The sequence below is a fragment of the Pseudomonas sp. GW821-FHT03C07 genome, from assembly GCF_059420925.1.
This window is the reverse complement of record NZ_JBWKUQ010000029.1, coordinates 1-23,958: the sequence shown is the minus strand read 5'-3', so window position 1 is coordinate 23,958 and position 23,958 is coordinate 1. Positions and strand designations below refer to the sequence as shown.

Sequence of the window (23,958 nt, the reverse complement as noted above, 5' to 3'; positions counted from 1 at the left end):
CGGTGAAGAAACCTTGGTCGTTCTATTGAGTCCTGGCGAATACTAGTTGGCTATCGAGTTGAGTTTCAAGCCGCCAGCTATGCTCCTGTATGACCGTCATTGGGTACGAGCGAGGCCTGCCATGCACGCTGTCAAAACTGCCCTTGTGCTTGCTGGCGGCGGTAGCCTCGGCGCGGTCCAGGTGGGCATGCTCAAGGCTCTGGTGGAGGCCGGGGTGAGCTTCGATCTGGTGATCGGCGCCTCGGTCGGTGCCATCAACGGCGCCTACTTCGCCGCGCGCCCCACCGCGCAGGGTGTGGCGGAGCTGGCGGACTTCTGGCGCAACTTGCGCAAGGGCGATGTGTTTCCCTTGTCGTTGCTCGACACCCTCGGGGCGCTGTTCAATCGGCGCGGCTTTCTATTGCAGGCCACGGCGCTGGAACGACTGGTCAAGCGCGCCTTGCCCGTGGCACGGATCGAGGACACGGTCCTGCCGCTGCATATCGTTACCACCAACCTGCTGACGGGGGCCGAAGAGCTGTTGTCCAGCGGCAGCGTGGAGCAGGCGCTGCTGGCCAGCGCGGCGATCCCGCTGGTTTTTCCTTGTGTGAGGATTGGTGACAAGCTGTTGATCGACGGTGGTGTGGCGAGTAATACACCGATTGCCAGCGCGGTCGACCTGGGGGCCAGCCGCATCGTGGTGGTGCCGACGGGCTTCGGTTGCGCCTGCCCACAACCGCCCGCCGGCCTGGTGGCCTTGGCGCTGCACACGTTGAACCTGATGAGCATGCGGCAATTGGTGCGCGATATCGAACTCTACGCGCACCGGGCGGGTATTCACGTGGTGGCACCTTTGTGTCCCTTGGGGATCTCGGTCTTTGACTTCAGCCAGACCGATGCCTTGTTGCAGCGCGCCTATGAGCAAACCCGCGCCTGGATCGAAGAGGGCGGGCTGGTTCGTACCGGTGTACCCGATTCATTGCAGGCTCACACTCATCCCTCGGCGCATGGGCACTGAGGCCACTCAAGTAGCGGGTTGAGCCAGACGGTAATTCGCCGCTTGTCGTTGATCAAGGTCGAGGGTTGAAACGCTTGATGGAAAATTTCATGGCGCAAATCAGCCTGTGAAGTGCCCAGCGTGATAAAAATTCGCTACGCTCGAACCCCTCAGCGAACTTCCCAAGGATGTGATGCATGCGCGTACTTCAGAGCAATACCCAGGACGATTTTCGGGTCAAGGCCTACGCCGGGACCAGTGGCGTGTTACTGGCCATCGACCTTGCCGAATCGCGGCGGGCCGGCCTGCTCGGTTTTGCCATCGAACGCCAGGAGGGCACCCAGCCGTGGGAGTTCCTGTTCAACAGCCTGACGTTCCCTGGCAAGGCGCACACCTTCCCCCAGTACCACGCGACCCCGAGCAATCTGGCGCCTTTGCAGAAATTCCGTTGGGCCGACTACAACGTCGAGCCCGGAAGCACCTGCAACTATCGGGTGCACCTGGCCTATGGCACGCCCGACGCACCGCAACTGGGTGAATCGCTGGCGGTGACGGTGACCACCGACAATGGTCTGCCCAAGGGCCAGCGGGTGATCTTCAACCGTGCGGTGGCGGCCAGTCAGGGTTTCGAGCGCAAGTTTCCCGACCTGGACAAACTGATCAGTACCCAGAAAAACCTGCCCATCGAAGCCTGGCCCGATGCGGCGCGCCTGTGGTTGGAAAACGGTCTGCTGGAAGAACTGCTCGGTTTTATCGCCCGGGCGACGGATGTGCAGTGGGGCCTGGATATCGCCATCTATGAGTATCAGTTAAAGGCGATTGTCGATGCGGTGAACGCGGCGCAGCAGCGCGGTGTGCGGATTCGCGTGCTGTACCACGCCAAGGTCGGTGATGAGGACACCACCCTGAACGAGCAGAGCCTGGCGCCGATTCCGGCCGAGAGCAAACGCGGGCGGGTCACCAGCAATATCTTCCACGACAAGTTCATTGTTCTCAGCCAGCGCGATGCCGGCGGCGAGTACCGGCCTGAAGCGGTGCTCTGTGGCAGTACCAACTTCACCGCCAACGGCGTGTATCGCCAGGCCAACGTGGTGCATGTGCTCGATGACAGCCGCCTGGCCAGCGAGTACACCCAGGTCTTCGAGGAAATCTGGGCGGCCCCGGCGGATGTGGCGGCGACCCGCAAGTGGATCACCCAGAATAATCCCATGGACCCGAGCCAGCCGCTGTTCGCCGGGTTTTCCCCGCGTACCGGGCAGGGCGATCTGAAAGAGTTCGTGCAGATCATCAGCGCGGCGCAAAAGGACGTGCTGTTCGCCACGGCCTTCGCCTTGCCCCAGGAAATCCTCGACGCCCTGCTCGGCAAGCCGCATGACGATGTGTTGCGCTTCGGCCTGCAGAATACCGCCAGCAGCATCTCGGGCATCCACGCCGACCGTACCGACGATTTTGTTGCCACGGCCTTGCTCAATACCGGTCTGGAGGGTTGGATCAAGGAAGGGCTGCTGGGCCAGAAGGGCAACCTGCTGGTGCATACCAAGGCGATCGTCACCGACTTCACCACGGATGCGCCGACCATTATCAGTGGCAGCCACAACCTCAGCGTTGGGGCCAGTGACGGCAACGACGAGAACTACCTGGTGATCCGTGGCGATGTCGATCTGGCCGACCGTTATGGCCTGGAGATTCTGCGTTTCTACGAGCACTACCGGTTTCGCTATTACGCGAAGAAGCTGGAGCTCAAGCAGGTCCAGCCGCTGTCACCGGACAACAGCTGGAGCGACGGGTATTACCAGGATGGCGATCTGAAAATGCTGTCGCGCTTGCGCTTTGCCGGGCGCTGAAATCCCGTCCGGGAAGCCGGGTGCAGGGCCTGCATAACGCTGCGTTACCTGTAGGCGGTGGCTTGCCGGCGATAGCGTCTGATCGGGCGATGCAAGGCTCACGGGCCTTATCGCCAGCAAGCCGGCTCCTACTAGGGCGTGCGGTCAGGTGGCGAGATGCTTCATCGCCGCGCGATACTGCTTCGTCCGCCGGCCGATAAACAGCCGATCCAGCACCAGCGCCCACACCGCCGAGACTTCGGGGTGAGGGCGTTGGCCCTTGCTCAAACGCCGCAGCTGGAACTTGACCACCGCCATGCTCGCCAAGGCCGCTAGCGGCTTTTTCTTCCAGTGGATCGGTGGCAATTGCGGATGGCTGTTCCGGCCTTCGCGCCAGTGCCGGGGCAGGTGCGGCTCCACGGCCAGCGCGGTGCCGATACCGGCCATGGCGATGCCGCTGTCCAGCACCTGCTCGACGATGGGCAAGCGTCGAATGCCTCCAGTGACCATCACCGGCATGGTCGCGACCTTCGCCAGCGCGCCGGCCATCTCCATGAAATAGGCTTCCCGCGCCAAGGTGCGACCGTCCCGTGCTTCGCCCTGCATGGCCGGAGCCTCGTAGCTGCCACCCGAGAGTTCGACCAGGTCCACTGGCAAATCGTTGAGCCATTCGATCACTTGGCGCGCATCGTCAGCGTCGAAGCCGCCACGCTGGAAGTCCGCCGAGTTGAGTTTGACCGCCACGCAAAAATCCGCTGAGACAACTGCCCGGACCGCCGCGACCACCGACAGCAACAAGCGTGCGCGATTTTCCAGCGAGCCGCCCCAACGGTCGTTGCGCTGGTTGCTCAGCGGCGAGAGGAACTGGCTGATCAGGTAACCGTGAGCGGCGTGGATCTGCACACCGCTGAAGCCTGCTTGCTCGGCGAGGCGGGCACTGTTGGCGAAGCGCCCGATCACCTCTTCGATATCCGCTTCGCTCATGGGCCGCGGTTCGGCGAACATCTTCGAGAACCCGCCCAGGTCCAGCGCCACGGCGGACGGTGCCCAGGCGATCTGGCCAAGGTTGGCCATGGTCTGGCGCCCTGGGTGGTTGATCTGCATCCAGAACTGCGCGCCCTTGGCCCGGCCAATGGCGGCCCACTGGCGAAATTTCTCCAGGTGCCGTTCATCTTCCAGCACCACGCCGCCCGGGCCGGTCATGGCGCGGCGGTCGATCATCACATTGCCGGTCAGCAGCAACCCCGGCTCGCCGTCGGTCCAGGCACGGTAGAGTTCCATCAACTGAGCGGAGGGCGCGTTATCCAGGTCAGCCATGTTCTCTTCCATGGCGGCCTTGGCGATGCGATTCGGGATCTGTACGCCATTGGGCAAGAGCAGTGCTTGAAAGGGTGACATGCTTGACTCCGGGGTAGTGGGGAGTTCAGGCTAAGCTTAAACCTAACTTTAATGTCAAGCGTCCGTTCGAGGCCTCTTATGAAAATCGGTGAACTGGCCCTGCGCAGCGGCCTGGCGGCTTCGAAGATCCGGTTCTACGAAGCCCAGGGATTGATTCGCAAGGTACAGCGTCAGGCCAATGGTTACCGTGAGTACCCGGCCGAGGTGTTGCAGACGTTGTCGATCATCCAGTGCGCGCAACAGGCAGGTTTCAGCCTCGAGGAACTGCGGGCGTTGGTGCCGGTGGCCGAGACCGGGGGGGTGGGGCATGAGGTCATGGTCGACAGCCTGGAGCGCAAGATCGATCAGATCGAAGCCATGCAGGCGCGTCTGGCTCATAGCAAGTTGCAGTTGCTGGGGATCGTCAACAGTATCCGCAACCGGCCCGAAGGGACCAGTTGTACGGAAAACACCGAGCGGGTATTGGCGTCGATACAGTCGCCTCCATCGCGCCCGCCCTTGTAGGCGAGTTTCAATTCTCATTGCTGCAAGAGTCGCTGAAGGCCTGGTAGCGCAGGGCGAGCCCCGCGCGGATTTATTCCCTGGCCAATGAATAGGATCGGCTGACCGGCAGGGGATGGCGCATCAAATTGCCCACCACCAACGCCCCCGACAATGCCAGCAACCCCGCGACCCAGAGCACCGTGCCAAAGCCGCCGACAAAGGCTGCACGAGCCAAAGGCTGGACCATCTGGCGCGCTGACTCCGGCAGTGTTGCCATGGCTGCCGGCATGTCGCCGGCGACCACCCGCGAGGCAATCGCCTGGGCCTGATCGAGCCAGGGGGCGGCGTGCGCGGCGAGGCTGGCCTGGAGCAATTGCTCGGTATGGCTGGCCAGCAAGGCCCCCAACACACCAATGGTCAGCATGATCGCGCTGAAGCGCATGGTGGTGCTCATGCCCGAAGCCATGCCGGCTCGTTCCCGCGGCACGCAGGCCATGATGTTCTTCTGGGTGTCGCCGTTGAGCAGCCCGGCGCCGGCACCGGTCACGGTAATTGCCAGGGCGAACGGCAGATAGGCGCCACTGCCGACCGCCCATGCACTGAGCAGGTTGCCGCAACCGACCAGGGTCAGGCCGCTTGCCATCATTGTCGCCGGGGCAAAGCGTGAGGCCAGGTGAATACCGATGCGCGGGCAGATCAGCATGGCCAGGGCGAACGGCAGCATGCCCAGGCCTGAAGTCACGGCGGAAAAACCCAGGCCGTTTTGCAGGTAGAACGGCAGCAGGGTCATCATCACCTGGGCGCAGCCGGCATAGGCGAACATCCCCAGCAGGGCACCGATAAAGCGCGGGTGACGGAACAGTTGCAGGTCGACCATCGGCCGTTGCTGTATCCGCTCGACGAACACGAACAGTCCCAGCAGCGCGGCGCCACCCAACAGTCGGGCGTAGGTCAGCGGGTTGTTCCAGCCGATGCGATTGGCTTCGATCAAACCCCAGATCAGGCACAGCAGCGCGCCGCTGAAGGCCAGGCTGCCCCAGGGATCGAGGCGCGCCGCCTGGCTGTCCCGGGACTCCGGCACGGCGTGACGGACCATCGCCATCAACAACAGGCCCACCGGCAGGTTGAGGTAGAAGGTCCATCGCCAGCCCAGGTACTGGGTAATCAACCCGCCAAGCGTTGGCGCGGCGGTCATCGCCACGCCCATGCAGGCGCCCCAGAATGCCCAGGCCTTGGCCCGCTCGGCCTCATCGTGAAAGACATGGCCGATGGAGGCGAGGGCGGAGGTCAGCAGCAGCGCGGCGCCGATGCCCTTGATGGCGCGGGCGATATCGAGGAACAGGCTGTCGGGGGCCGCGCCGCAACCCAGCGAGGCGAGGATGAACAGGGTCAGGCCCCAGAGCAGGGTTTTGCGCCGGCCGAAGCGGTCGGCGATGTTCCCTGCCGGTAGCAGCAGGGCGGCGAAGGCCAGCATGTAGGCACTGACGACCCATTCGATATCGGCGAAGTTGGCCCCCAGGTCACGGGCAATGCTCGGCAGGGTGACGGCGACGATGTTGGTGTCGAGGACAATCAGCGAGCAGACGCCGGAGGCGGTCAGCAGCGTCACGCGCGGGCTGGCCCGGCTCATGGCTGGGCCTGCGACGGCAGGGCGGCGATGGCGTCCTTGAACCGCGTGCGGGCCAGCTCCAGATCCAAGATTGCCTTGTGGGCAATGCAGGGGGATGAATCGGCTGTTGCCACCAGCGGCAGGCTCAGGCAAGCATATGGCAAAGGGTTAATGGATTTGACGGGCATGCTGCAAGCTCTCTACTGTGGCGGTAGAAGCAGCTTATCGTGGGTCGCGCGTGGCTTTGTTAGGTGGGCTTCAGCACTTCATTACCTTTGAGCTAATGCTTGTATGGAGATTCGTCATTTCCGTTATTTCCTGGCGGTGGCCCGGCATCGCAATTTCACCCGTGCCGCCGAGCAGCTGGATATCGCGCCGCCGACCCTGAGTCGACAGATCCAGGACATGGAGGCGGCCCTCGGCACCCGGCTGTTTTTGCGCGGGCAGCGCGAAGTCACTCTCACGGAAGCCGGTGCGGCGCTGCTGCCGGAAGCCGAGGCGACGGTGCGTCAGTTCGAGTTCGCCCAGCGCAATGCGCAGCGGGCCGGGCGTGGTGAGGTGGGGCATATCGAACTCGGTTATGTGGCGTCGGCGGTGTACTCCGGGGTGTTGCAGCGTCAGGTCAAGGCCTTCAGCCGGGAGTTCGCCGAGGTCAGTCTGGCGGTGCGGGAAAGCCCGATGGCGGTGTTGCCGGGACTGATCGCCGAGGGCCGTTTCGATATCGGTTACGTGCGCTCGCCGATGTCCTTGCCCGAGGGCGTGGACGCGGTGCGCCTGAATGCCGAGGGGTTTGTGCTGGCCGTGGCGGACGATGCCTGGTTGTGCCGCTTGAAACAGATCGGCGCCGAACATTTGCAGAACGAAACCTTTATTCTCCCGGAGCAGATCAGCGGTACCCTGCAGGTCGCCGCCCAGGGCGGTTATGCGCCGAAGCTGGGGCCACAGCCCGGAGGGCTGGTGGCGGTGATCGCGGCGGTGTCCCTGGGCCAGGGCGTGGCGGTGGTGCCCGAGTCGGTGATCGGCCATGTGAACCTGCCGAATGTGCTGTATCGGCCGATCCATGGTTGCGCGGCGAGTTCCTGGTTGTCGCTGATATATCGACGCTTCGAAAAAGCTCCGGCGGTGGCGCGTTATATCGACCGGGTCAAACGTGAATTTCCCGGAGAGGGGGCTTGATCGAGCCTGAAGGCCGGAGCGACTCCCCCCATGATCGACTATCATCGGTGAAGCGACCGGCACGGTAAATAATATCGTTGCGGTCGGACCTGCCATCACCCATAAAGCATGCCGTTGGTCGGTCTTCCAGGGGTATTGACCTGTACGGCGAGCGGGTCCTCCTGAATAATGGCCAGTAGCCAATACTCCACCGCGCACTCGCAGGGAAGCAGGTACAATCCGCCGTTTTTTCACCGAGTCCGGGGCTTTCCCGACTCGATGTTTCAGAGACTCGTCATGCTCATTGGTAGCTATTCTCCCGTGCTGGTCTTTATTTCCCTCTGTGTGGCGATCCTGGCCTCTTATACCGCGTTGGACCTGACCGGGCGCATTGCCACGGCACGCGGTCGGGCGGTGTCCCTGTGGATGGCCGGCGGTGCCCTGGCCATGGGCGTGGGCATCTGGTCCATGCACTTTATCGGCATGCTAGCGTTCAAACTGCCCATTGCCTTGGCCTACGACGGGCCACTCACATTCCTGTCGCTGTTGATCGCGATTCTTTCCAGCGGCTTTGCCCTGTGGCTGGTCAGCCAGCCCCGCCTACCGATGGCCCAATTGGCTTTGGGTGCTCTGGTCATGGGGGCCGGCATCAGCGCCATGCATTACTGCGGCATGGCGGCGCTGAGGATGCAGCCCGGCATCGATTACGACCCGACCCTGTTCGGCGCCTCGCTGGTGATTGCCGTGGTCGCTTCCGCCGCGGCCTTGTGGATCGCCTTTCGCCTGCGGCGCAACACCCCCTATGTGCGCCTGGCCCGCAGCGGCGCCGCGGTGATCATGGGCCTGGCGATTGTCGGCATGCACTACACCGGCATGGCGGCCGCCAACTTCAGCGAGGGTAGTTTCTGCGGGGCGGTGGGCAGCGGGTTGTCCGGCACGGGCCTGGACAATCTGGTGCTGGTGACCAGCCTGGCGGTGCTGTCCATCGCGCTGTTGACCTCGCTGCTCGATGCGCGGCTCGAAGCCCGGACCGCCGTGCTGGCCAACTCGCTGAGCCAGGCGAATCAGGAACTCGTCCAGTTGGCGTTGCACGATACCCTGACCGGCTTGCCGAACCGGGTGCTGCTGGCGGACCGTATCGACCAGGCGATGCACAAGGCCACGGCCGATGGCGGCTGCTTTGCGCTGATGTTCATCGATCTGGACGGTTTCAAGCCGGTCAACGATGCGTTCGGTCACCACATGGGCGATCAATTGCTGCGTGAAGTCGCCCTGCGTCTGCGTGATGACCTGCGCAGCCAGGACACCCTGGCGCGTATTGGCGGTGATGAGTTTGTGCTGCTGGTGCAACTGGCCGAGCCGGACGATGCGCTGCAAGTGGCGTCGCGTCAGGTCAGCCTGATCTCCCGGCCTTTCCGGGTGGCCAACCACGACCTGTTGATCTCCGCGAGCCTCGGTATCGTGCTCTACCCGGGTAACGGCCAGACCGCCGAGGAATTGCTGATGAACGCCGATGCGGCGATGTATCACGCCAAGGGCGCCGGCAAGAACGGCCACAGCTTCTTCGACGTATCGATGAACAACAACGCACTCAAACAGCTTCAACTGCTGCAGGACCTGCGCCAGGCCCTGGAACAGGAGCAATTCCGCCTGTATTACCAACCCAAGTTCGATGCTCTCAAGGGCACCCCGGTCGGCGCCGAAGCGCTGTTGCGCTGGGAGCACCCGGAGGAGGGGCTGCTGCTGCCGGACAAGTTCATCACCCTGGCGGAAAAGACCGGTCTGATCATCCCCATCGGTGAATGGGTACTGAACGAGGCGTGCCGACAAATGCGCCTGTGGTATGAGCAGGGTTACCAGCATTGGCGGATCGCGGTGAATCTCTCAGCCCTGCAGTTTTGCCATGTGGGCCTGGTCGACAGCGTTGCCAGTGCTCTGGAGCGGCATCAGTTGCCGGCCAACAGCCTGACCCTGGAAATCACCGAAACCACCGCCATGAGTGACGCCGATGCGAGCATGGCGGTGCTGCAGAAACTCTCGGACATGGGCGTGGACCTGTCCATCGATGACTTCGGTACCGGCTATTCGAGCCTGATGTACCTCAAGCGCCTTCCAGCCAACGAGCTGAAGATCGACCGCGGCTTTGTCCGCGACCTGGAGCATGACAGCGACGACGCGGCGATCGTCTCGGCGATTGTCGCCCTGGGGCAGGCGCTGGGGTTGCGGATCGTCGCCGAAGGGGTGGAAACCGATATGCAGCAGAGCTTTCTCACCCGCCTGGGGTGCGACTCCCTGCAAGGCTACTTGCTGGGGCACCCCTTGCCGGCGGAGAGATTCATGGCCGATATCGATCGGCTTGAACGGCAGGCCGCGAGCTAGGCCTCGACACCGTCGAGGTGTTCACCGGTCTTGCTGCGCATCATTGTCGCGGCAAGGCCTGCACCCAGTGCGGCAAACACCGCGCCCACCAGAAAGGCGCTCTGATACCCGTCGTTGAGAGCTGACAGCGCCGGCACGCCCGCTGCGAGGTGCAGTTCGGTGCGCGCCGCGGCCAGGCTGGCCAGTGCCGCCAGCCCCAGCGCGCCGCCCATCATGAAGGCGGTGTTGACCACGCCGGAGGCCAGTCCTGATTCGGACGGTGCGACATCGTTCATCGCCGCCAGCAGCAGCGGATTGAACGCGATACCTGCGCCCAGTCCCAGCAACAGCATGCCCGGAAGGACGTGATGGAGGAAATGGCCATCGACCGGCGCCTGGGCGAACAGCAGCAAGCCGAGGGTCGCCAGGGCCAGCCCGACCGCCAGTGGCAGGCGAATGCCGAAACGCATCACCAGCCTGGCCGAGATCCCCAGGGAAAAGACCGCCATGATCAGGTTCGCGGGCAGGAACGCGAGCCCCACCTCCCAGGGCGTGTAGCCCAGCACCAACTGCATGTACAGCGCCGACAGAAAGAACCAGGCAAACATCGCGGCGGCCCAGAGCATGCCGATGATATTGGCGATGGCCAGGTTGCGCAGGCGGAACAGGCGCAGGGGCATCAGCGGCGCTTTCACCCGGGTCTCGATGACCAGAAAGAGCAGCAGCAGGCCGACGGCGATCAACAATTGGGTGAGCGTGCGTAGCGAGGTCCAGCCCATCTCGTTGCCATTGACGATGGCGTAGACCGCCAGCATCAGTGAGGCGGTCACACTGAGGGCACCGGCCACATCGAGGTTGCGGGACGGATGCTGGTTGAGGGTTTTCGAGAGCAGGCGCAGGGACAGCGCGATGACCACCACGCCGATCGGCAGGTTGACCAGGAAGATCCAGTGCCAGCTCAAGGTGCTGGTGAGCACGCCGCCGAGCAGGGCGCCCAGGCTGCCGCCACCGGCGCAGACGAAACCGTAGACGCCCATGGCCTTGGCCCGGTCGGCCGGTTCGCTGAACAGGTCCATGATCAGCGACAGGGCCACGGCGGTCACCACGGCGGCGGCCAGGCCTTGAAAGGCTCGGGCCCAGATCAGTGTTTCCTGGTTGTGGGCCAGGCCACAGGCCAGCGAGGCGAGGGTGAAGAACGCGATGCCGAGCAGGAACAGGCGTCGATGGCCGTAGAGGTCGCCTAGCCGACCACCCAACAGCAGGAAGCCGCCGAAGGTCAGCATATAGGCGTTCACCACCCAGGCCAGGGAGGTTTGCGTGAAGTGCAGGTCGGTCTGGATCGAAGGCAACGCGACGTTAACGATGGTGGTGTCGAGCACGATCATCAGCACCCCGAGGCACAGGACGATCAAGGCGAGCCAGCGGTGGTCCGACCCGGCTGCGGGGGAGGCAGGTGCTGTCATGGGGGGATCTCTCGTGGGAGGGCCGGCGAGTTTAGGCCGCCGATCAAGCGCGGCTCAATAGAGAGAGTGTAGGGAGGTTGTGAAGGGGTCAGGGCGATGGGCTGATGATCGGAGAGTGGATATCGCAGGCCGTGCCGCCCAGCGCATCCGAGCTGACCGTAACATCACTACCATGGGCCCTGGCGATTTCACGAACGATAAACACCTCCAGCCCGATGCTGCCCATGTCGCTGTCGTCTGCGGTGTTGTGGGTCTTCAGTTCTAACAGCATGGCCTTCAATGCGTGCAAGCCATTATGGATTTGCCACGGTATCCAGTGCTGTGCGCAAGTCGGCGGCGCTGGCGAATTCGTGTTGTGCAACCAGCCGGCCATTGTCCAACTGCAACCACAGTACCTTCTCCTCAGCGCCTGGGTAACGGGGCGCCACGCGGTTTTCGCGGTCGAGCAAAACGCGGTAGTTGTAGTCACGCATGGCGGGGATGGCGAAGAGTTTGCTGACCAAAGCAGGCATGCGCTGGATATCGGCCACGAATACGCTATGCCGCGCCTCCAGGAAACCTTTGGGCTTGTCCTGTAAGGCGGCCTTGACCAGCTTTGCGCCGTCCATCGTGCGGGCGACCAGCAGAATCTGGGTGCTCTCATCCAGGCTGTAGGGCCGGTCATATTGATCAAGCAAGGTCCAGGGGGCCAGGCGTTCGCCGATCTCTGTCGCCTGAACCAGAACCGGTAGCAGGCTCAACAACAACGCAATTGCAACTCTCACTGCTCATGACCTCGTAGTTCAGATTGTATTGATCGGCATTGTGCAGTGGCGGGACTCATCACGTTTCACGCAACCACATCATCCATGAAGTCGCCTGTAGCAACCTCGGGCATCAGGATAGCAAGGTGGGTTGTGCACGTCCGAGTCTTGTGCCCGTGAGGCCCGGGATTGCACTGCATCAAACGTCAGCGCCTGAGGTGCAGGCGGGTGTTGTGTTGCTTTTTCGCGTCAGTGACCGCAGCGACATTCCCCTCAAAGGAACGGATATATAAGTGAGCGTCCCACCGTGTGTGCTTGTTTTTCCCTTTTGATGAGGTGCCTTTACTGACAGAGAACCCTGAGGAAATGAACTAAAAATCTAAAGCGCCATTACGAAATGGATCCGATGAGGCGCGCGATGGCACTCATTCGCGGTGGGTGCGGATTCGGATCTTGCAGGAGGAAAGTTCGGTGGGATGGCTGAGTCATCGCATCGACAAGGCGAAGTAGAAGGGCGGTCGGCGCTGTGGGCGATCGCTACAACAGGGAGAATGCACAAATGGATTTGGGTCTTGATGAGCGTCTCGATGACACCTGCACGGTGCTGTTCCAGCTCAGCAGAGAGTTGTTGGACCGCCGTGATTTTTTGTACGAGCTGGCTTGTCGCCTGGAGGGCTGGGGAGGGGTTGAGGTACTGCGTATTCAGCTCGAGGGGTACAGTTATGAGTCTCAATCCGATCTTGAAGACTTGGCAGAGGCTTTCGAGGACGTTGAGGGGCGACAAGGAGAGGGCGATGACAGCGCGATTACCTGATCCCGTTGTCGACACCCCGATGATTGTGACGTTGGACGAGCTGCGGGCCTATGAATACGACCCTAGGGTGAGTCGCAACCCACTGTATGACGAGATACGGGCCTCGATCCTCAGCCGTGGTTTGGATGCACCACCGCCCATCACCCGTCGGCCAGAAGAGGCACACTTCATCATCCGCAACGGCGGTAATACGCGGTTGGCGATTCTCAATGACCTCTGGCAGGAAACCCGAGACGAGCAGTTCTTTCGTATTCACTGCTTCTTTCGCCCCTGGCCGGCCCGGGGGGAAATCGTTGCCCTGGCAGGGCACTTGACGGAGAGCGATCTGCACGGTGGGCTGACCTTTATCGAGCGGGCGCTGGGTGTGGAGCGACTGAAGGCGTTCTATGAACAGGAGCTGGAGGCGTCGCTTTCCCAGCGTGAGTTGGCCAAACGTCTCATGGCCGATGGTTACCCGGTTTCGCAGTCCCACATCAGCAAGATGCAGGACACGGTGCGCTATTTGCTGCCGGCCATTCCCAATACGTTGTATGCAGGCTTGGGTAAGCCCCAGATCGAAAAGCTGGCCGCGCTGCGCCGTTCGAGTGAAAGAGCCTGGTTGAAGCACGCGAGGGCAGCGTTTCAACCAATGGATCATGGGCCACTGTTCAAGGAAACCCTCGCCCTGTTTGACCAGGGGAACTTCAACTACGAGCGTTTCCAGGATGAGTTGCTGCACAAGATGGGGCAGTTGCTGGGACAGGATTACAACACGCTAAAACTGGACTTCCTCGAACCTGAACGGCAGGTACCGCAACAGCATTCGTTGGGGCTCCCCCTGGCGTCTCCTACGTTACCGCCTCCGTTGATGGCCGGGCTAGGGTTGGTCACTGACCAGGTTCCTGGGCCGTCAGGGGGGCTGGCGTCGGACAATCCCGTGAGGGTTGGCGAAGTGGTTCCGCCTGAGCCTTTGGGCGAGCCGGAGCTCCCTGGTGGGCTTCCGTTCACGCTCGCGGCAGAGGAGCAGCCTACAGCTCTTCAGAGCCATATAGGCTCGACCATACCGCAACAGCTGCCATCCACTGATGTGATCGGGCTTCTGCAGGTCAGCGACGAAGGTGATGCGATAGCCGATGTCGAGCCTATCCCCGAACCGTTCGTTGCGGTGCAGGTGGATGAATCCGATGGGGTGATGGACTGTGATGAGCTCCAAGGCGTTGTCGATGATCCTGAGGGTTTGCGCCGGGAGATTTTTAGTTTGGTGCAGGACATCGCCGATGAGGTGGCACTGGCGCCTGAGTCTTTCTGCGCGAGCGACCAGGGCATCGGTTTTCGGTGTGTCCGTCCGGTGGACTGGGGCAATGATTCGTTTACTGTCGCACCAGAGGGGCTCACGCCTCAGGCGTGCATTCTCCTCAATCTCTTGGAGGGGTTGAGCGACGGTTGTGGACTGGCGTCAGGGCCAGGACCACTCAGGGGCAACGTTAATCTGGCGTTGCCCTTAGAAATGCCCAGTGACCGATTTGCGGTCAAGCTCGGGCAATTACTACTGGGCGGTTTGCCGCTTGGCGATCAACCGGCATCGAGAGCTGAGCGTCTCAGCGATGCCGCCTTGATCAAGCTGTTCCGGGTCATACGCTTGGCTCGGCGCCTTATTGAACGACAGGAAGATCGGCCTGTGAGTCAGGTCATTTGATAACCATGGAATGGTGAAGGTACAGGTGCTCCCTTTGAATCTGGCAGTCATCTTTCAAGTATTGGACAACATCAAAAATGGCGAGCTGCATAACCTACGGGACATACGCTCCGTTCTGGAGGTGGCCATGCTGATGACTGTGCGTGAGCCAACGCTAAACCTGGCGATGGTCTTGAGCGTCAATTTAACGGGGAGTTGGTGTCCGGTCTGGTAGGGGTAAGTCCACCTCGTTCATCCTGGCAAGTGGGGGCAGAGTGGCTGAGGGGGCGTTCTCCAGGTGATTCCACTGGAATCATACTGGCAGGGCGCTACTGTATTTTCAGCCGGCTCAGTAGGTGGCTCGCTTGCGTCATTCCTGTTTTTTTCAGCATTTTTTCTCGCTCTTCGCCCGCTAAAACGAATGGTCCGTAAACCTGTTTGTCGACTGACGTCTCGCCTGTTCCTGATGACACTGATGCCCTGACCTCAAGCTATCAGGAGTCTTCCATGTCCAATCCATTTCCACTCACTCTCGGTCCTTTGCGCAGTGCCATGGAGCTGACGCTTCACACTCACTACGCTGCCCGCATTTGGCAAGGCAGACCCGCTGGTGAAGAGAAGAGCGGCATCATCAGCCTCAACGGTTTCGTCGGCTTGATGAACAAGATCAAACGTGGAGCCGAGCGGGATGACCCCTATGCCGACTTCTGGATGATCCGAATCCACGAGAAGCTCAAGGACTCGAAAGACGCCTTGACCCTGATTAAGGATCAACTGGATGAGCTGATGGGCTGTCTGCCCACTGCCATTCGCGTAGGCGACAACCTCAATGTTCTCCCTGTCACGGTGCCGCTCTACATCAACACCCAGTTGGGTTTCTTGGCCGTGTACCTGCTGATCGACTACGACAACATCGTTCGCCGGTTGCTGCAGGCTCACCACACGGCTTTGATGGGCCGTCGGGACATGGAACGCTGGATCAATACGGGCGGGCATGTATTGCGCAGCCTGTTTGGCTTGGCTCAGGAGTTCAAGTTTTCCGGGGCTACCCGCGAGGATTTCATTGCCAACAATGCCGCGGCGCGTGAAGCCCGGGAGCGGTTTGGGGAGTTGCCGGCGGATGTGCTGGCGGGCACGCGGCGCTCTGAATTTGCACCTCAGATTATTCGGCGTCGGGTGAGCGATGAGAGGCCGGCAGTGGTCGTTGAAGAAGAGATTGAGGACGAGGCTGAGATCGAGGACGAGGCTGAGGTTGGGGACGATGCGGGGGAGAGCCCGGTGTTTTCGGTGCCTGGCTTGGTTGATAAAAGTGATGGGCTGCGAGCGCCTGGGAGGGTGATGCGATGAGTATTTCAGGAGATGCTTTTGGTGGTGATCACTCGGCAGCGCCGAGGGATGGTGCAAAACACACGGCCTTCCAGCCACTGCAACACACTGCCTTCCAGGCGTTGGAACACACAGCCTTCCTTAAAGGGCTTTTAAAGCCTTTTAAGGGTAAGGGGGAGCTGGTCGAATTCGGGGATGCGTGCAGTCAACTGACGGACAGCCTGATCGAGTTGGCCATCCAGGGTGTGCTGGCCCAAGCGGAGCGTTATCCGTTCACGTTGTTGCCTATTCGATTGACGAGACAGCCCACCGGAGCGGGTACGGTGTTCCTGCGTTGGAGTCGAGTGGACCGCAGCAAGATGGGTGTGGACCTGTGGGCGGAGTTGATTCGCGATGAGCGCACCTCCATCAATTTGGTGCCCGAGCTTTATGCGCTAGAGCTTCAGCGGATCGTGATCAATATGCAGATCAGTCTGACCCACAGCATCAGTCGCCAGGCGTTCCTGTGCGCTTGCAAGGTGGAGACTGCCGATGAGGTTTACCGTCAGCGAATGGATCAAGACGTCAGTCATCACACGGAGGGGAACTGACCATGGCCAGCAATTTTTGGGGTGAGGGCAACATCGGCACGAAGCCTGAGTTCAAGGAAATCCCCAACGGCAACAATGAGCCTTACCGGCTGCTTCGGCTGAATGTGTACTTCGACAATCCGATTCCGAAAAGCGATGGCGAGTACGAGGATCGAGGTGGCTACTGGGCCGGTGTTGAGGTCTGGCACAAGGACGCTGAACGCTATTCCGAGCTCTATTGCAAAGGAATGCGGGTTCTGGTCACAGGGCGAATGCTCATGGACAAGTGGGAGGATGATAAAGGCATCGAATGCCGAGCAATGAAGGTCCAGGCCAGTCGCGTGGGGATTTTGCCGCATCGTGTTGAGAGCATTGCCATGGCGGTGCAGGAGCGTCCTTTGCCTGTTTCTGAGGCTGATGAGCCGGAATGAAGGCGCAGACTTTGGCTGGAGGGCAGTGGCTCCTTGTAAGAGCCGCTGCCGCTTCAATCAGTCTCCTGTTTGATCGGTGCTCGCCAGTTCACGGAGAGCACATCGCGTCGGTCTTGCGGCAAGGTTGACCTCACCAATATTGGTAGCGACTCCCGCGTTTTGTGACTTCCACCGGGTAGCTCCCCTTCGTACTCTCCCATACACCACCTCCGTTGACGGTGACGTTGACCGTTTCATCCCCCACCGTGTTGACTTGGACCTCGTTGTCGGCCGCGCGGACCGTGGCGTCTGTCGTCGCTGACATGGCCATCACGAAGGTCTTCCCGTGCTCGCCCCCGGCCACGGAGCAAGAAATAAGTGAGATCACGGCACCGTCCGCGAGGTAGGGCTTGATCGTCGCACCGAAGGTGGCGGGGTGAGTGTGCCGCGCATGGCCGGTCTCGTAAGAGATGTCACAACCCGGCGCATTGGACTCCTCGTGGCCAGAGATGGTGAGAAAGGCCGCGTGTGCGCCGTGCGTGCCAATCATCAGCAAGTTGACTGGCTGGGCCTCGATAAGGGCGGCGAGGAGGGTCGCAGGGTTGGCGTTGGCCGCCACGGCGGTGAAGGTGCTTGCAGAGAAGCGCTTTCGCATCACCTGGACGCAGTTCAAGTTGTCGTCGCTCGCAAAGTAAACCACGTTTGGCATGAAGGATCCCTCCTCAGGATTCTTCATCCTGGGCATGGGGGCTATCGTGCGTCAAGCCACTTTCCCTGGGTCGTCAGTTGCTCGTCGTTGTGATTCCACTGGAATCACAGTGAACTCCTGCTGGCCGATGAGCATTGCAGGAGGAGGGCAGTTTTTGTCGGGGCGATAATCGGGGAGACAGGGCGGGACTCGAAACAGTGCGCAATAGATGCGAATAGAGGTGCGGTCTGGCTGTGGCCTACTATCAGCGCTTCATCCTCAGTTCACGTCATAGGGACATGTCATGCGAACGAATCGACTCCTGGGTACGCTGTGTTTCTCATTCTTGGTCATGTCGGGCTGCCAGAGCCCTACGCAAGAAACGCTTCGGTCGCCGGCTCCCGTTGCAGCCGCTGTCACGTCGAACATCATCACGCTCGACAAGGGCGGCTTCGTGCTGACGTATGACTGTACCAATCACACTGCATTGCGTTATCAGTATGTGCTGACTGCTGATACCGGATCGGTGCCGCGCCCCTCGTCGTTTCGTCTGGATCCGGATCTGCCCAGTGGCTGTGGCCAGCAGTCCAGTGCGGCGACTTACTCCAGTGTCAGTGGTTGGGACCGGGGACATCTCGTGACCTCCAACCACATGGATTACGATGAGATGTATATTCGTCGTGCCAACTACATGACGAACATCGTGCCGCAGGTGGGCACCTTCAACCGCGGTATCTGGAAGCAGGCGGAGGAGGTTGCCGAGTGTTATCGGGATTTGGCGACGGTTCACGTCTATGGCGGTGTGGTTTACAGCGATCCGTCGAATGACTATTTCGTGGCCTCCCACGGTATCCGCACGCCTGACTATTTCTGGAAAACTGTCATCACCACGAATGTGGCCGGGGAGACGCAGGCCATCAGTTGGTACATTCCCAATCAGGCTAGCCTGGGCAATCTGGACACATACATCCGCAGCATCAATGAACTCGAAGCTGAGGTCGGTGCAGAGAAAGTGAACATTCCGGTGTCCGCCAGTGTGAAGGCGCAAAAGCCGGCGGCCACGTGGCCCAAGCCGATCGGGTGTGATCTCAGCTAGCAGAGGGAATTGCGTTAGGGGGCGGTGGTAGAAGGCTTCACGTCCCCTGGCAGGCAGCGTAGGCTCCTCATCAGTTTCATCCAAGTTTCACCGGAGGGCTACTCCCCATCATCGTGACGATGTACTTTCGCCAGGCTATGTCATTTCTGCGTGCTGGCCCTCACCCTGTTTTTCATCAGTCTGATAAAAGCCCGATACCCTATGGACTTTCACCATTTAAAACGCCTGATTCAGGGGGAGACGGGAGATACGTCTCCAGTTGAGTTTCTCATCGAGGTACTGGAAGCCTCCGTTGAGCTGGTGTCGATTCCAGAGAATGAGTTCTGCTGGTCATATTGGGCCGATACGGAAGACGCAACAGCGGAGCTGGAAGGCTTGATCCGTTTACTGAAAGCCGGGGTTCTGCCCGAAAGGATAAGCGTTGCTGTTCTGTTTGCCCCCACAGGTCCGCTGCAAGAGGTCAGTATGAGCAGCGGATGGGCGAATACCTATCTGAAGGTCGCCGAAAAATACGATGAGGCTGAAGCGTTGTTGTGGTGAGGGTGTGTCATTTTTTTGTGAGGCTAGGAGGTCGGTGCGTGCCGCGGATCTTGCGTAGGGTCTTGGCGCGCAGCGGCGTCAACGTGGTGCCCCTCAGTGGCCATTCGTTGCGCCGCGGTTTCGCCACCTGTGCCAGCCGCAGTGACTGGAGCTTGAAGGCGCTGATGGATTACGTTGGCTGGCGCGACATCAGTTTGGCAATGCGCTACGTTGAAACGGACCTTCCGTTCGGTGAGTGGCGCGGGTGAGTTCTGACAACCCGTGAAAGAAAGCTTCGGCGGGGGCGATGGAGGGCTGTTGCGCGCACTCCCCACTGCGTGAAACGGTTGAACAGGTGCGTCGGGGATGCTACAGATAAGTGATCGACTGTCACTGAGGGAGCTGCGATGAACAGCACGTTCGCACAACTATTTTGGCGCGGTGCTAGGGAAGCGCCCCGGCTTTATTTCGCTCCTGTGCTTGGGGTGATCCGAGAGGTCCGGGCGGAATGGCGACGGATCGAGCAAGCCTGGGAGCGTGCCTGATTGCCGCGAGCAAGCGTTCGACGCGCAGGGCTGATCATGCTGGTGCTGTGTAATGGGAGTGCTGCTGCCGCAGCGCCGCCTCCTTATGACTACCGGATTTTTCAGCGCAAGTTCGATTCCGTGTACCGACTGCCCGCCGACTGCTATCCGCTGCACATGACCTGGTCGCAGATGGCTTGCTCGGACGATAAAGTCGCTGCAGCCAGGCGGTTTAGCCGGGAGTGGGGCATGGGCTCCTATTGGAACGGGCGCTCCGTGATCGACAATCCCCAGGCGGATGAGCGCGTCAATGCACGCTGGTAAAACCACGGTCTATGGCGATTTACTCTTGGTCCGGTTGACGCGACGGGTGTTGAAGTGACGTTGAGGATTGGAAATGAATGCCCGCGTTGAACTCTTCTGGCGTCAGCAGCAGCGCAATGTCGCTCAGATCGCCAATCTCAAGTTTCAGCGGCTCGACCGGGCGGTCAGTGGGGGCCACGCGGATCCGAAACTCCTGCTGAGCGGCGAATCGCTTCCTTTTGTGGAAGCCAAATTCGGCGTCAGGAAATTTGGCATCTGGCGCCCGGTCATCAAAGTAGCTGACCAAACCATAGGTGTAAGGCAATTTTTGAGACGCCAGTGCCTTGGTGCAACGCGCCATAAATTCCGTTGGGTTAAGCAGGACTACGCAGTGAGCACCTAATGCATGGCATTCTGCCGGGATCTTCAGCGACTCCCGGAAGTCAGCCAGGTTCGTCTCGTCGATGGTTTGATAGCTGCCACTGTGCACCGCATACATGCAAAGGACATTGTTATCCAGCAATGCGTGGCTATGGACCAGCATTGGGCCTGCGAGCTCGCTGATTGGAATCTCGATACCGCCAATGGTGAGTTTGCCGATTTCGCTTGGTTGGTAGTGCCCGATCAGCCCCTCGTAGGCATCACCGCGTAGCTCGCCGTGGTCTTCGTATTCCTCAGCGAAGTAGCGCAAGGTGTTCAGGTAGAGGGAGCCGTTCAGGAATTGCTCGGCATAGCGTTTTGATTCAAAGATCTTCAACAGGGTGTAGAGCGTCATCGTTCTGATCCCGTCTATGGAATGGCTGAGCCTGAGTTATGGGAGGGTGCCGCTATACATCCGAGGAGCAACGTTGTGCAAAACGTAGTGTTGCTGCTGACGCCTTGATACTCGGAAAAGACGGCCGGTTTCAATTGGCCCTCGAGGTTGGTGGGACTTTTAGTAGAGTTCACAGCGCGTGTGCATGAGGTTTGAGGAGAATTGTACGGCCCTGCTTAACGCCAAGGTGTCGTGACGCGGACTCTTTAGCAGCGACGGCTCGTAGGTGGAACGTAAACCGGCTAGACGGTACAGCTCCCTGCAGTGATCGGCGCCCATGCGCTGATTGCATGGCTCGCAGAGGGTTACTAGGTTCCGGAAGCTGGTTTCTCCGCCTTGGGAATAAGGGCGCACGTGTTGGAGCGTCAGGTTGTTTGTGCTGGTGCAGAGCACGCACTGGTTGTTGTCGCGGTCTAGAATGCGCTGTTTGAACTTGCCACGGAACGTGCGCTTACGAATCGAAGGCGCGGCGATTTCCATATCGGTGAACGAGCCATAGGGTGAGGTCAAGCATTCGCGACGCTTCAGCCAGTGGGCCATATGGCTTCGCGCGAACTGGGAGTCGGCGATACCCCATCCTTGGGTACAGGTCCAGTCATAAAACGTTCTTTCGTCAGTGATGATGAGATAGCTGTGGCCTAGCGCGTCTAGTGCGCTTTCACAACGCTCTCGAATTACCTCGGAAGGAATCCTGACTTCTACGCCTTGGTCGCCGGGCTTGCTACCGTAGGTGAAGGTCGAGAAATAGCCATAGCCTCCACATACTAGCTTTAAATCAAAGATATATGATGGTGTCACGGGCGTTACCTTGGACACAGAAAAAGAGCCATGATAAGGGGGGGTGATGGCTTTTTGGTATTTCTTCGGTTACTCCATCCAGGTGCTCGTCAGGAGGGATCTACGATCGTGTGGATGGTCCAGGCGTAACCGGATCGTTGTCGTTAAAGAGGTTCTGGCGAGTTCCCAAGTGATTGCAGGGGATGATTGGCACCTGTCGAGGCAATTCATTCACGCCAAACCGACGGTTATGCGAGACCACGTTATTTTTTGCTAGCGGAAGGCTCGGATTGAGGTGTCCCCTATGGGGCGAAGTGCTGGGGATTTCTCAGGCGATCTCAGTTCAACTCAACGGAAGTATCAGCTCCGCTCCCTGATTTTTGACGTTCCCTACAGCTGTGCCCACGGGATACCACTCGAACGCATCGACGGGCAGGCACAGGTTTTTCGCTATATCTTCTGCGCGTGCTGGCGGGAGTTCGGGGTCGATCCACTCCCTGGCGTGTTCCGGCGCCAGTACCAAGGGGCGCCGGTCGTGAATGTCGACCATGCCTTGATCGCTGGCGGCGGTGATGATGACAAAGCCATCGCCCTCGTGAGGTTCAAGCCCAGGGTGAACCTGGGCCAGGGCTGCAAAGAACATCGGCGCCTGGCTCTTCAACCGAATAAAGTACGGTTGCTTCTTCTTCGGGTCATTGGGATCTTTCACCCACTCGTACCAACCGTCGGCGACCACCAGTGCTCGTCCTTTCGGCCAGAGCTGTTTGAAGAACTTGCCGGTGGTGACCGTCTCGACACGGGCGTTGATGGGGTCAGGTCGTTTGCCCTTGGCCCAGAAGGGCGCCCAGCCCCAGTGCACGGGGGCGATCCGCAGACCTTCTTCAACGCTGTGCAGGATCAAAACGCGGGTGGTGGGAGCAATGTTGTAGCGGGCGATGGGTTCATTGTCGTAGCCACTGATGACGTCCTGCTCGGCCTCAAGCTCGCGCAGGTAATCCGCCATGCCCTGGTACTGCGCAAATCGCCCGCACATGCTGACCACCTCCGCTTGTCGCAATCCCCCGTAATGGAATTGACCGCAAGGCTCCTACAAAGTTAACTGTATATTTGTACAGGTATTTCGGAAGTCGTGCGTCATGAGCTTTACCATTCTAGGCCCTCTTGCAGAAGGCCCCCGGGCTGCTCGGGGGATGGTCGCTTTTGGCTGAAAGCGTACGCGGTCAAATTGTAGTCAGCCAACTGTTATATGCGTTCAACACAAACTCGATACATGATATGCCGCTCAAACTCGTCTTCCGGATTCTCGTAAGCTTCAAGCTTTTCTAGGAACCCTGTCTGCTCAAGGCTATCCAGGTCCTCCAGAATCCATCCCGCGGGAAAGTCGCTGGAAACGTCTTTGCCCTGGTGCTCAACCCAGTGATACACCCCGAAGGGAAGGTAACCGAGCCACTCTGATTTGTAGGTAATCTCGCCAGATTCGCTGGCGGCCACCACGGCGTCGATTTTGCTTTTAATTGTTTTTTGACGTTCATTCATGGTGTTTTCGAACTCGGTTACTGAGTTTGCCGGTGGGGCTAGGCGCCGCGATATTTATGACAGGGCGGTGTTGTTGTCTGCGTCGGGTTGATTGCAGCCTGTCACCACCGGCTGCAATCAACCCGAAGGGGCCATCAAGTAGTAAGGGCAAGTGCCATCCCTATACTCCTGTATCACGATGGGCAGCAAACAGCGTGCAATCACGCGGCTCTGAAGACAGATTGGGGTGTACTGCGTAGCCTTGGATCTTATCTTTGAGTTGTAGCCCGGCCTGGATCAAGACCCGAGCGGACGCTTCGTTTTCGTCGTCGCAGTAGGCCCATACCTGCGTGACGCCAGTCTGCTCCAGGAGCCAGCTCTTGAGGTAGGCGACCAGTTCACGGCCATACCCTTTACCCCACTGATGGCGGACCAATCCGAAGCCGACGGATACTCCTTCTTCACTGTCGCCAAGGTTGAGAAGGCCGATGGGTACTTCAGGGCTGTCAGCTAGTGTGATAGCGAGCAGATAGGCCGTACGTTGCTCTGCGAGTTCCGCAGCGTAATGGATCATGGTAACAGTCTGGGAGGGGGCGCTATGCCGGCCCCATGGCAGATACCTGGCGACTTCCGCATTGGGAGTAGAGGATAGACGCGTCTTCCCCTCGCAATGGCCGTAACGTCAGGCGTTCGGTTTGCAATCTGTCGGGTAGCAGGAAAGGGAGCATCAGAAGGACCTCTCAAGTGTCAGGAATCGAACCTAGCGTCTGCGCTCATGTGGGCTCGACATTCACAGTCGCTCCGATGGAGCCTCCAGAAACAGATACGATGAAGTCAGCCGCTTTTTGGCAGAGAGCTGCTCGTTGGACTTGCCCCTACCAGACCGGACACCAATTCCCCGTTAAATTGATGCCGCTGCCAAACGCCTAAATTCTCTCGGC

25 protein-coding genes and 1 pseudogene are annotated in these 23,958 nt (G+C 60.0%); 14 read left to right on the top strand and 12 right to left on the bottom strand.

Translation table 11 applies throughout. The features are described from left to right. Window positions 1–121: 121 nt before the first annotated feature. Together AC07VG_RS31575 and AC07VG_RS31570 are read left to right on the top strand one after the other, a co-directional pair. Window positions 122–997, top strand: coding sequence for a patatin-like phospholipase family protein (locus AC07VG_RS31575; RefSeq protein ID WP_495001766.1), 876 nt, complete (start codon window positions 122–124; stop codon window positions 995–997). 176 nt (window positions 998–1,173) lie between these two features. After that, window positions 1,174–2,820 carry a phospholipase D-like domain-containing protein gene (locus AC07VG_RS31570; protein ID WP_495022447.1) on the top strand — a complete coding sequence of 549 codons (1,647 nt, stop codon included), beginning with the start codon at window positions 1,174–1,176 and terminating at the stop codon, window positions 2,818–2,820. A 144-nt stretch (window positions 2,821–2,964) separates the two neighbouring features. Here AC07VG_RS31570 and AC07VG_RS31565 read toward each other — a convergent pair whose 3' ends face one another. Then, window positions 2,965–4,197, bottom strand: coding sequence for an NADH:flavin oxidoreductase/NADH oxidase family protein (locus AC07VG_RS31565; protein ID WP_495001768.1), 1,233 nt, complete (start codon window positions 4,195–4,197; stop codon window positions 2,965–2,967). A gap of 78 nt (window positions 4,198–4,275) precedes the next feature. Between AC07VG_RS31565 and AC07VG_RS31560 the strand changes: the two genes are divergently transcribed. Continuing rightward, on the top strand, window positions 4,276–4,701 hold the full coding sequence (locus AC07VG_RS31560; protein ID WP_495001769.1) for a MerR family transcriptional regulator: 426 nt from the start codon (window positions 4,276–4,278) through the stop codon (window positions 4,699–4,701). A 70-nt stretch (window positions 4,702–4,771) separates the two neighbouring features. On the opposite strand, the gene AC07VG_RS31555 is transcribed toward AC07VG_RS31560, so the two are convergent. Further along, on the bottom strand, window positions 4,772–6,310 hold the full coding sequence (locus AC07VG_RS31555; RefSeq protein WP_495001770.1) for an MFS transporter: 1,539 nt from the start codon (window positions 6,308–6,310) through the stop codon (window positions 4,772–4,774). Then, window positions 6,307–6,477, bottom strand: a complete 171-nt coding sequence (locus tag AC07VG_RS31550; RefSeq protein WP_495001771.1) for a hypothetical protein — start codon at window positions 6,475–6,477, stop codon at window positions 6,307–6,309. The genes AC07VG_RS31555 and AC07VG_RS31550 overlap by 4 nt, the downstream gene beginning before the upstream one ends. A 103-nt stretch (window positions 6,478–6,580) precedes the next feature. Between AC07VG_RS31550 and AC07VG_RS31545 the strand changes: the two genes are divergently transcribed. After that, entirely contained in the window at window positions 6,581–7,465 is an 885-nt protein-coding gene (locus AC07VG_RS31545; protein ID WP_495001772.1) for a LysR family transcriptional regulator, read from the top strand. A 276-nt stretch (window positions 7,466–7,741) separates the two neighbouring features. Then, entirely contained in the window at window positions 7,742–9,823 is a 2,082-nt protein-coding gene (locus AC07VG_RS31540; protein ID WP_495001773.1) for a putative bifunctional diguanylate cyclase/phosphodiesterase, read from the top strand. Here AC07VG_RS31540 and AC07VG_RS31535 read toward each other — a convergent pair. The 3 genes from AC07VG_RS31535 to AC07VG_RS31525 form a co-directional block, all read right to left on the bottom strand. After that, a complete protein-coding gene (locus tag AC07VG_RS31535) occupies window positions 9,820–11,265 on the bottom strand; it encodes a DHA2 family efflux MFS transporter permease subunit (protein WP_495001774.1) in 1,446 nt (481 codons plus the stop codon). The two genes, AC07VG_RS31540 and AC07VG_RS31535, sit on opposite strands and share 4 nt — an antisense overlap. Before the next feature lie 88 nt (window positions 11,266–11,353). Next, a complete protein-coding gene (locus AC07VG_RS31530) occupies window positions 11,354–11,536 on the bottom strand; it encodes an ATP-binding protein (RefSeq protein ID WP_495022446.1) in 183 nt (60 codons plus the stop codon). Window positions 11,537–11,558: 22 nt separating this feature from the next. Continuing rightward, window positions 11,559–12,029 carry an FAD/FMN-containing dehydrogenase gene (locus AC07VG_RS31525; protein ID WP_495001776.1) on the bottom strand — a complete coding sequence of 157 codons (471 nt, stop codon included), beginning with the start codon at window positions 12,027–12,029 and terminating at the stop codon, window positions 11,559–11,561. Window positions 12,030–12,567: 538 nt separating this feature from the next. Here AC07VG_RS31525 and AC07VG_RS31520 point away from each other — a divergent pair. The 5 genes from AC07VG_RS31520 (at window position 12,568) to AC07VG_RS31500 (ending at window position 16,802) form a co-directional block, all read left to right on the top strand. Next, window positions 12,568–12,822 (top strand): hypothetical protein, encoded by a 255-nt coding sequence (locus AC07VG_RS31520; protein ID WP_495022445.1) that lies wholly within the window; start codon window positions 12,568–12,570, stop codon window positions 12,820–12,822. Then, complete coding sequence (locus AC07VG_RS31515; protein ID WP_495022444.1) at window positions 12,803–14,497, top strand: ParB family protein; 1,695 nt, start codon at window positions 12,803–12,805, stop codon at window positions 14,495–14,497. Before AC07VG_RS31520 ends, AC07VG_RS31515 begins: the two co-directional genes overlap by 20 nt. Window positions 14,498–14,983: 486 nt before the next feature. After that, window positions 14,984–15,823 (top strand): PFL_4669 family integrating conjugative element protein, encoded by an 840-nt coding sequence (locus AC07VG_RS31510; RefSeq protein ID WP_495001779.1) that lies wholly within the window; start codon window positions 14,984–14,986, stop codon window positions 15,821–15,823. Then, window positions 15,820–16,392: a DUF3158 family protein gene (locus tag AC07VG_RS31505; RefSeq protein ID WP_495001780.1), complete on the top strand. Its 573-nt coding sequence runs from the start codon at window positions 15,820–15,822 to the stop codon at window positions 16,390–16,392. The genes AC07VG_RS31510 and AC07VG_RS31505 overlap by 4 nt, the downstream gene beginning before the upstream one ends. A gap of 2 nt (window positions 16,393–16,394) precedes the next feature. After that, entirely contained in the window at window positions 16,395–16,802 is a 408-nt protein-coding gene (locus tag AC07VG_RS31500) for a single-stranded DNA-binding protein (RefSeq protein ID WP_495022443.1), read from the top strand. A 130-nt stretch (window positions 16,803–16,932) separates the two neighbouring features. Here the strand turns inward: AC07VG_RS31500 and AC07VG_RS31495 are convergent, their stop codons facing one another. Next, entirely contained in the window at window positions 16,933–17,490 is a 558-nt protein-coding gene (locus AC07VG_RS31495) for a DUF4347 domain-containing protein (RefSeq protein ID WP_495001782.1), read from the bottom strand. Window positions 17,491–17,773: 283 nt separating this feature from the next. Here AC07VG_RS31495 and AC07VG_RS31490 point away from each other — a divergent pair, with 283 nt between their 5' ends. From AC07VG_RS31490 to AC07VG_RS31475, 4 genes are all read left to right on the top strand, one after another. Continuing rightward, window positions 17,774–18,565 (top strand): DNA/RNA non-specific endonuclease, encoded by a 792-nt coding sequence (locus tag AC07VG_RS31490; protein ID WP_495022442.1) that lies wholly within the window; start codon window positions 17,774–17,776, stop codon window positions 18,563–18,565. Window positions 18,566–18,715: 150 nt separating this feature from the next. Continuing rightward, the gene (locus tag AC07VG_RS31485) at window positions 18,716–19,105 is read left to right on the top strand and encodes a hypothetical protein (RefSeq protein ID WP_495022441.1); all 390 of its coding nucleotides are present in this window, start codon (window positions 18,716–18,718) and stop codon (window positions 19,103–19,105) included. A 38-nt stretch (window positions 19,106–19,143) separates the two neighbouring features. Then, the gene (locus tag AC07VG_RS31480; protein ID WP_495022440.1) at window positions 19,144–19,353 is read left to right on the top strand and encodes a tyrosine-type recombinase/integrase; all 210 of its coding nucleotides are present in this window, start codon (window positions 19,144–19,146) and stop codon (window positions 19,351–19,353) included. Between the two features lie 312 nt (window positions 19,354–19,665). Continuing rightward, window positions 19,666–19,932, top strand: coding sequence for a hypothetical protein (locus tag AC07VG_RS31475; protein ID WP_495022439.1), 267 nt, complete (start codon window positions 19,666–19,668; stop codon window positions 19,930–19,932). Window positions 19,933–19,951: 19 nt separating this feature from the next. Here the strand turns inward: AC07VG_RS31475 and AC07VG_RS31470 are convergent, their stop codons facing one another. The 5 genes and pseudogenes from AC07VG_RS31470 to AC07VG_RS31450 all read right to left on the bottom strand — a co-directional run. Continuing rightward, window positions 19,952–20,686 (bottom strand): hypothetical protein, encoded by a 735-nt coding sequence (locus AC07VG_RS31470; RefSeq protein ID WP_495022438.1) that lies wholly within the window; start codon window positions 20,684–20,686, stop codon window positions 19,952–19,954. Between the two features lie 159 nt (window positions 20,687–20,845). Beyond that, window positions 20,846–21,523, bottom strand: a complete 678-nt coding sequence (locus AC07VG_RS31465; RefSeq protein ID WP_495022437.1) for an HNH endonuclease — start codon at window positions 21,521–21,523, stop codon at window positions 20,846–20,848. Window positions 21,524–21,845: 322 nt separating this feature from the next. After that, on the bottom strand, window positions 21,846–22,535 hold the full coding sequence (locus AC07VG_RS31460; protein WP_495022436.1) for an SOS response-associated peptidase family protein: 690 nt from the start codon (window positions 22,533–22,535) through the stop codon (window positions 21,846–21,848). 209 nt (window positions 22,536–22,744) lie between these two features. Then, window positions 22,745–23,038, bottom strand: a complete 294-nt coding sequence (locus AC07VG_RS31455; protein WP_495022435.1) for a hypothetical protein — start codon at window positions 23,036–23,038, stop codon at window positions 22,745–22,747. Between the two features lie 160 nt (window positions 23,039–23,198). Further along, window positions 23,199–23,642: pseudogene (locus AC07VG_RS31450) on the bottom strand (GNAT family N-acetyltransferase); the annotation flags it as partial. Between the last annotated feature and the right edge of the window lie 316 nt (window positions 23,643–23,958).

Bases quoted from the DNA above. Each gene is read 5' to 3' on its own strand.
- AC07VG_RS31575 (WP_495001766.1), top strand. From the start codon at position 122: ATGCACGCTGTCAAAACTGCCCTTGTGCTTGCTGGCGGCGGTAGCCTC.
- AC07VG_RS31570 (WP_495022447.1), top strand. From the start codon at position 1,174: ATGCGCGTACTTCAGAGCAATACCCAGGACGATTTTCGGGTCAAGGCC.
- AC07VG_RS31565 (WP_495001768.1), bottom strand. From the start codon at position 4,197: ATGTCACCCTTTCAAGCACTGCTCTTGCCCAATGGCGTACAGATCCCG.
- AC07VG_RS31560 (WP_495001769.1), top strand. From the start codon at position 4,276: ATGAAAATCGGTGAACTGGCCCTGCGCAGCGGCCTGGCGGCTTCGAAG.
- AC07VG_RS31555 (WP_495001770.1), bottom strand. From the start codon at position 6,310: ATGAGCCGGGCCAGCCCGCGCGTGACGCTGCTGACCGCCTCCGGCGTC.
- AC07VG_RS31550 (WP_495001771.1), bottom strand. From the start codon at position 6,477: ATGCCCGTCAAATCCATTAACCCTTTGCCATATGCTTGCCTGAGCCTG.
- AC07VG_RS31545 (WP_495001772.1), top strand. From the start codon at position 6,581: ATGGAGATTCGTCATTTCCGTTATTTCCTGGCGGTGGCCCGGCATCGC.
- AC07VG_RS31540 (WP_495001773.1), top strand. From the start codon at position 7,742: ATGCTCATTGGTAGCTATTCTCCCGTGCTGGTCTTTATTTCCCTCTGT.
- AC07VG_RS31535 (WP_495001774.1), bottom strand. From the start codon at position 11,265: ATGACAGCACCTGCCTCCCCCGCAGCCGGGTCGGACCACCGCTGGCTC.
- AC07VG_RS31530 (WP_495022446.1), bottom strand. From the start codon at position 11,536: ATGCTGTTAGAACTGAAGACCCACAACACCGCAGACGACAGCGACATG.
- AC07VG_RS31520 (WP_495022445.1), top strand. From the start codon at position 12,568: ATGGATTTGGGTCTTGATGAGCGTCTCGATGACACCTGCACGGTGCTG.
- AC07VG_RS31515 (WP_495022444.1), top strand. From the start codon at position 12,803: ATGACAGCGCGATTACCTGATCCCGTTGTCGACACCCCGATGATTGTG.
- AC07VG_RS31510 (WP_495001779.1), top strand. From the start codon at position 14,984: ATGTCCAATCCATTTCCACTCACTCTCGGTCCTTTGCGCAGTGCCATG.
- AC07VG_RS31505 (WP_495001780.1), top strand. From the start codon at position 15,820: ATGAGTATTTCAGGAGATGCTTTTGGTGGTGATCACTCGGCAGCGCCG.
- AC07VG_RS31500 (WP_495022443.1), top strand. From the start codon at position 16,395: ATGGCCAGCAATTTTTGGGGTGAGGGCAACATCGGCACGAAGCCTGAG.
- AC07VG_RS31495 (WP_495001782.1), bottom strand. From the start codon at position 17,490: ATGCCAAACGTGGTTTACTTTGCGAGCGACGACAACTTGAACTGCGTC.
- AC07VG_RS31490 (WP_495022442.1), top strand. From the start codon at position 17,774: ATGCGAACGAATCGACTCCTGGGTACGCTGTGTTTCTCATTCTTGGTC.
- AC07VG_RS31475 (WP_495022439.1), top strand. From the start codon at position 19,666: ATGCTGGTGCTGTGTAATGGGAGTGCTGCTGCCGCAGCGCCGCCTCCT.
- AC07VG_RS31470 (WP_495022438.1), bottom strand. From the start codon at position 20,686: ATGACGCTCTACACCCTGTTGAAGATCTTTGAATCAAAACGCTATGCC.
- AC07VG_RS31460 (WP_495022436.1), bottom strand. From the start codon at position 22,535: ATGTGCGGGCGATTTGCGCAGTACCAGGGCATGGCGGATTACCTGCGC.
- AC07VG_RS31455 (WP_495022435.1), bottom strand. From the start codon at position 23,038: ATGAATGAACGTCAAAAAACAATTAAAAGCAAAATCGACGCCGTGGTG.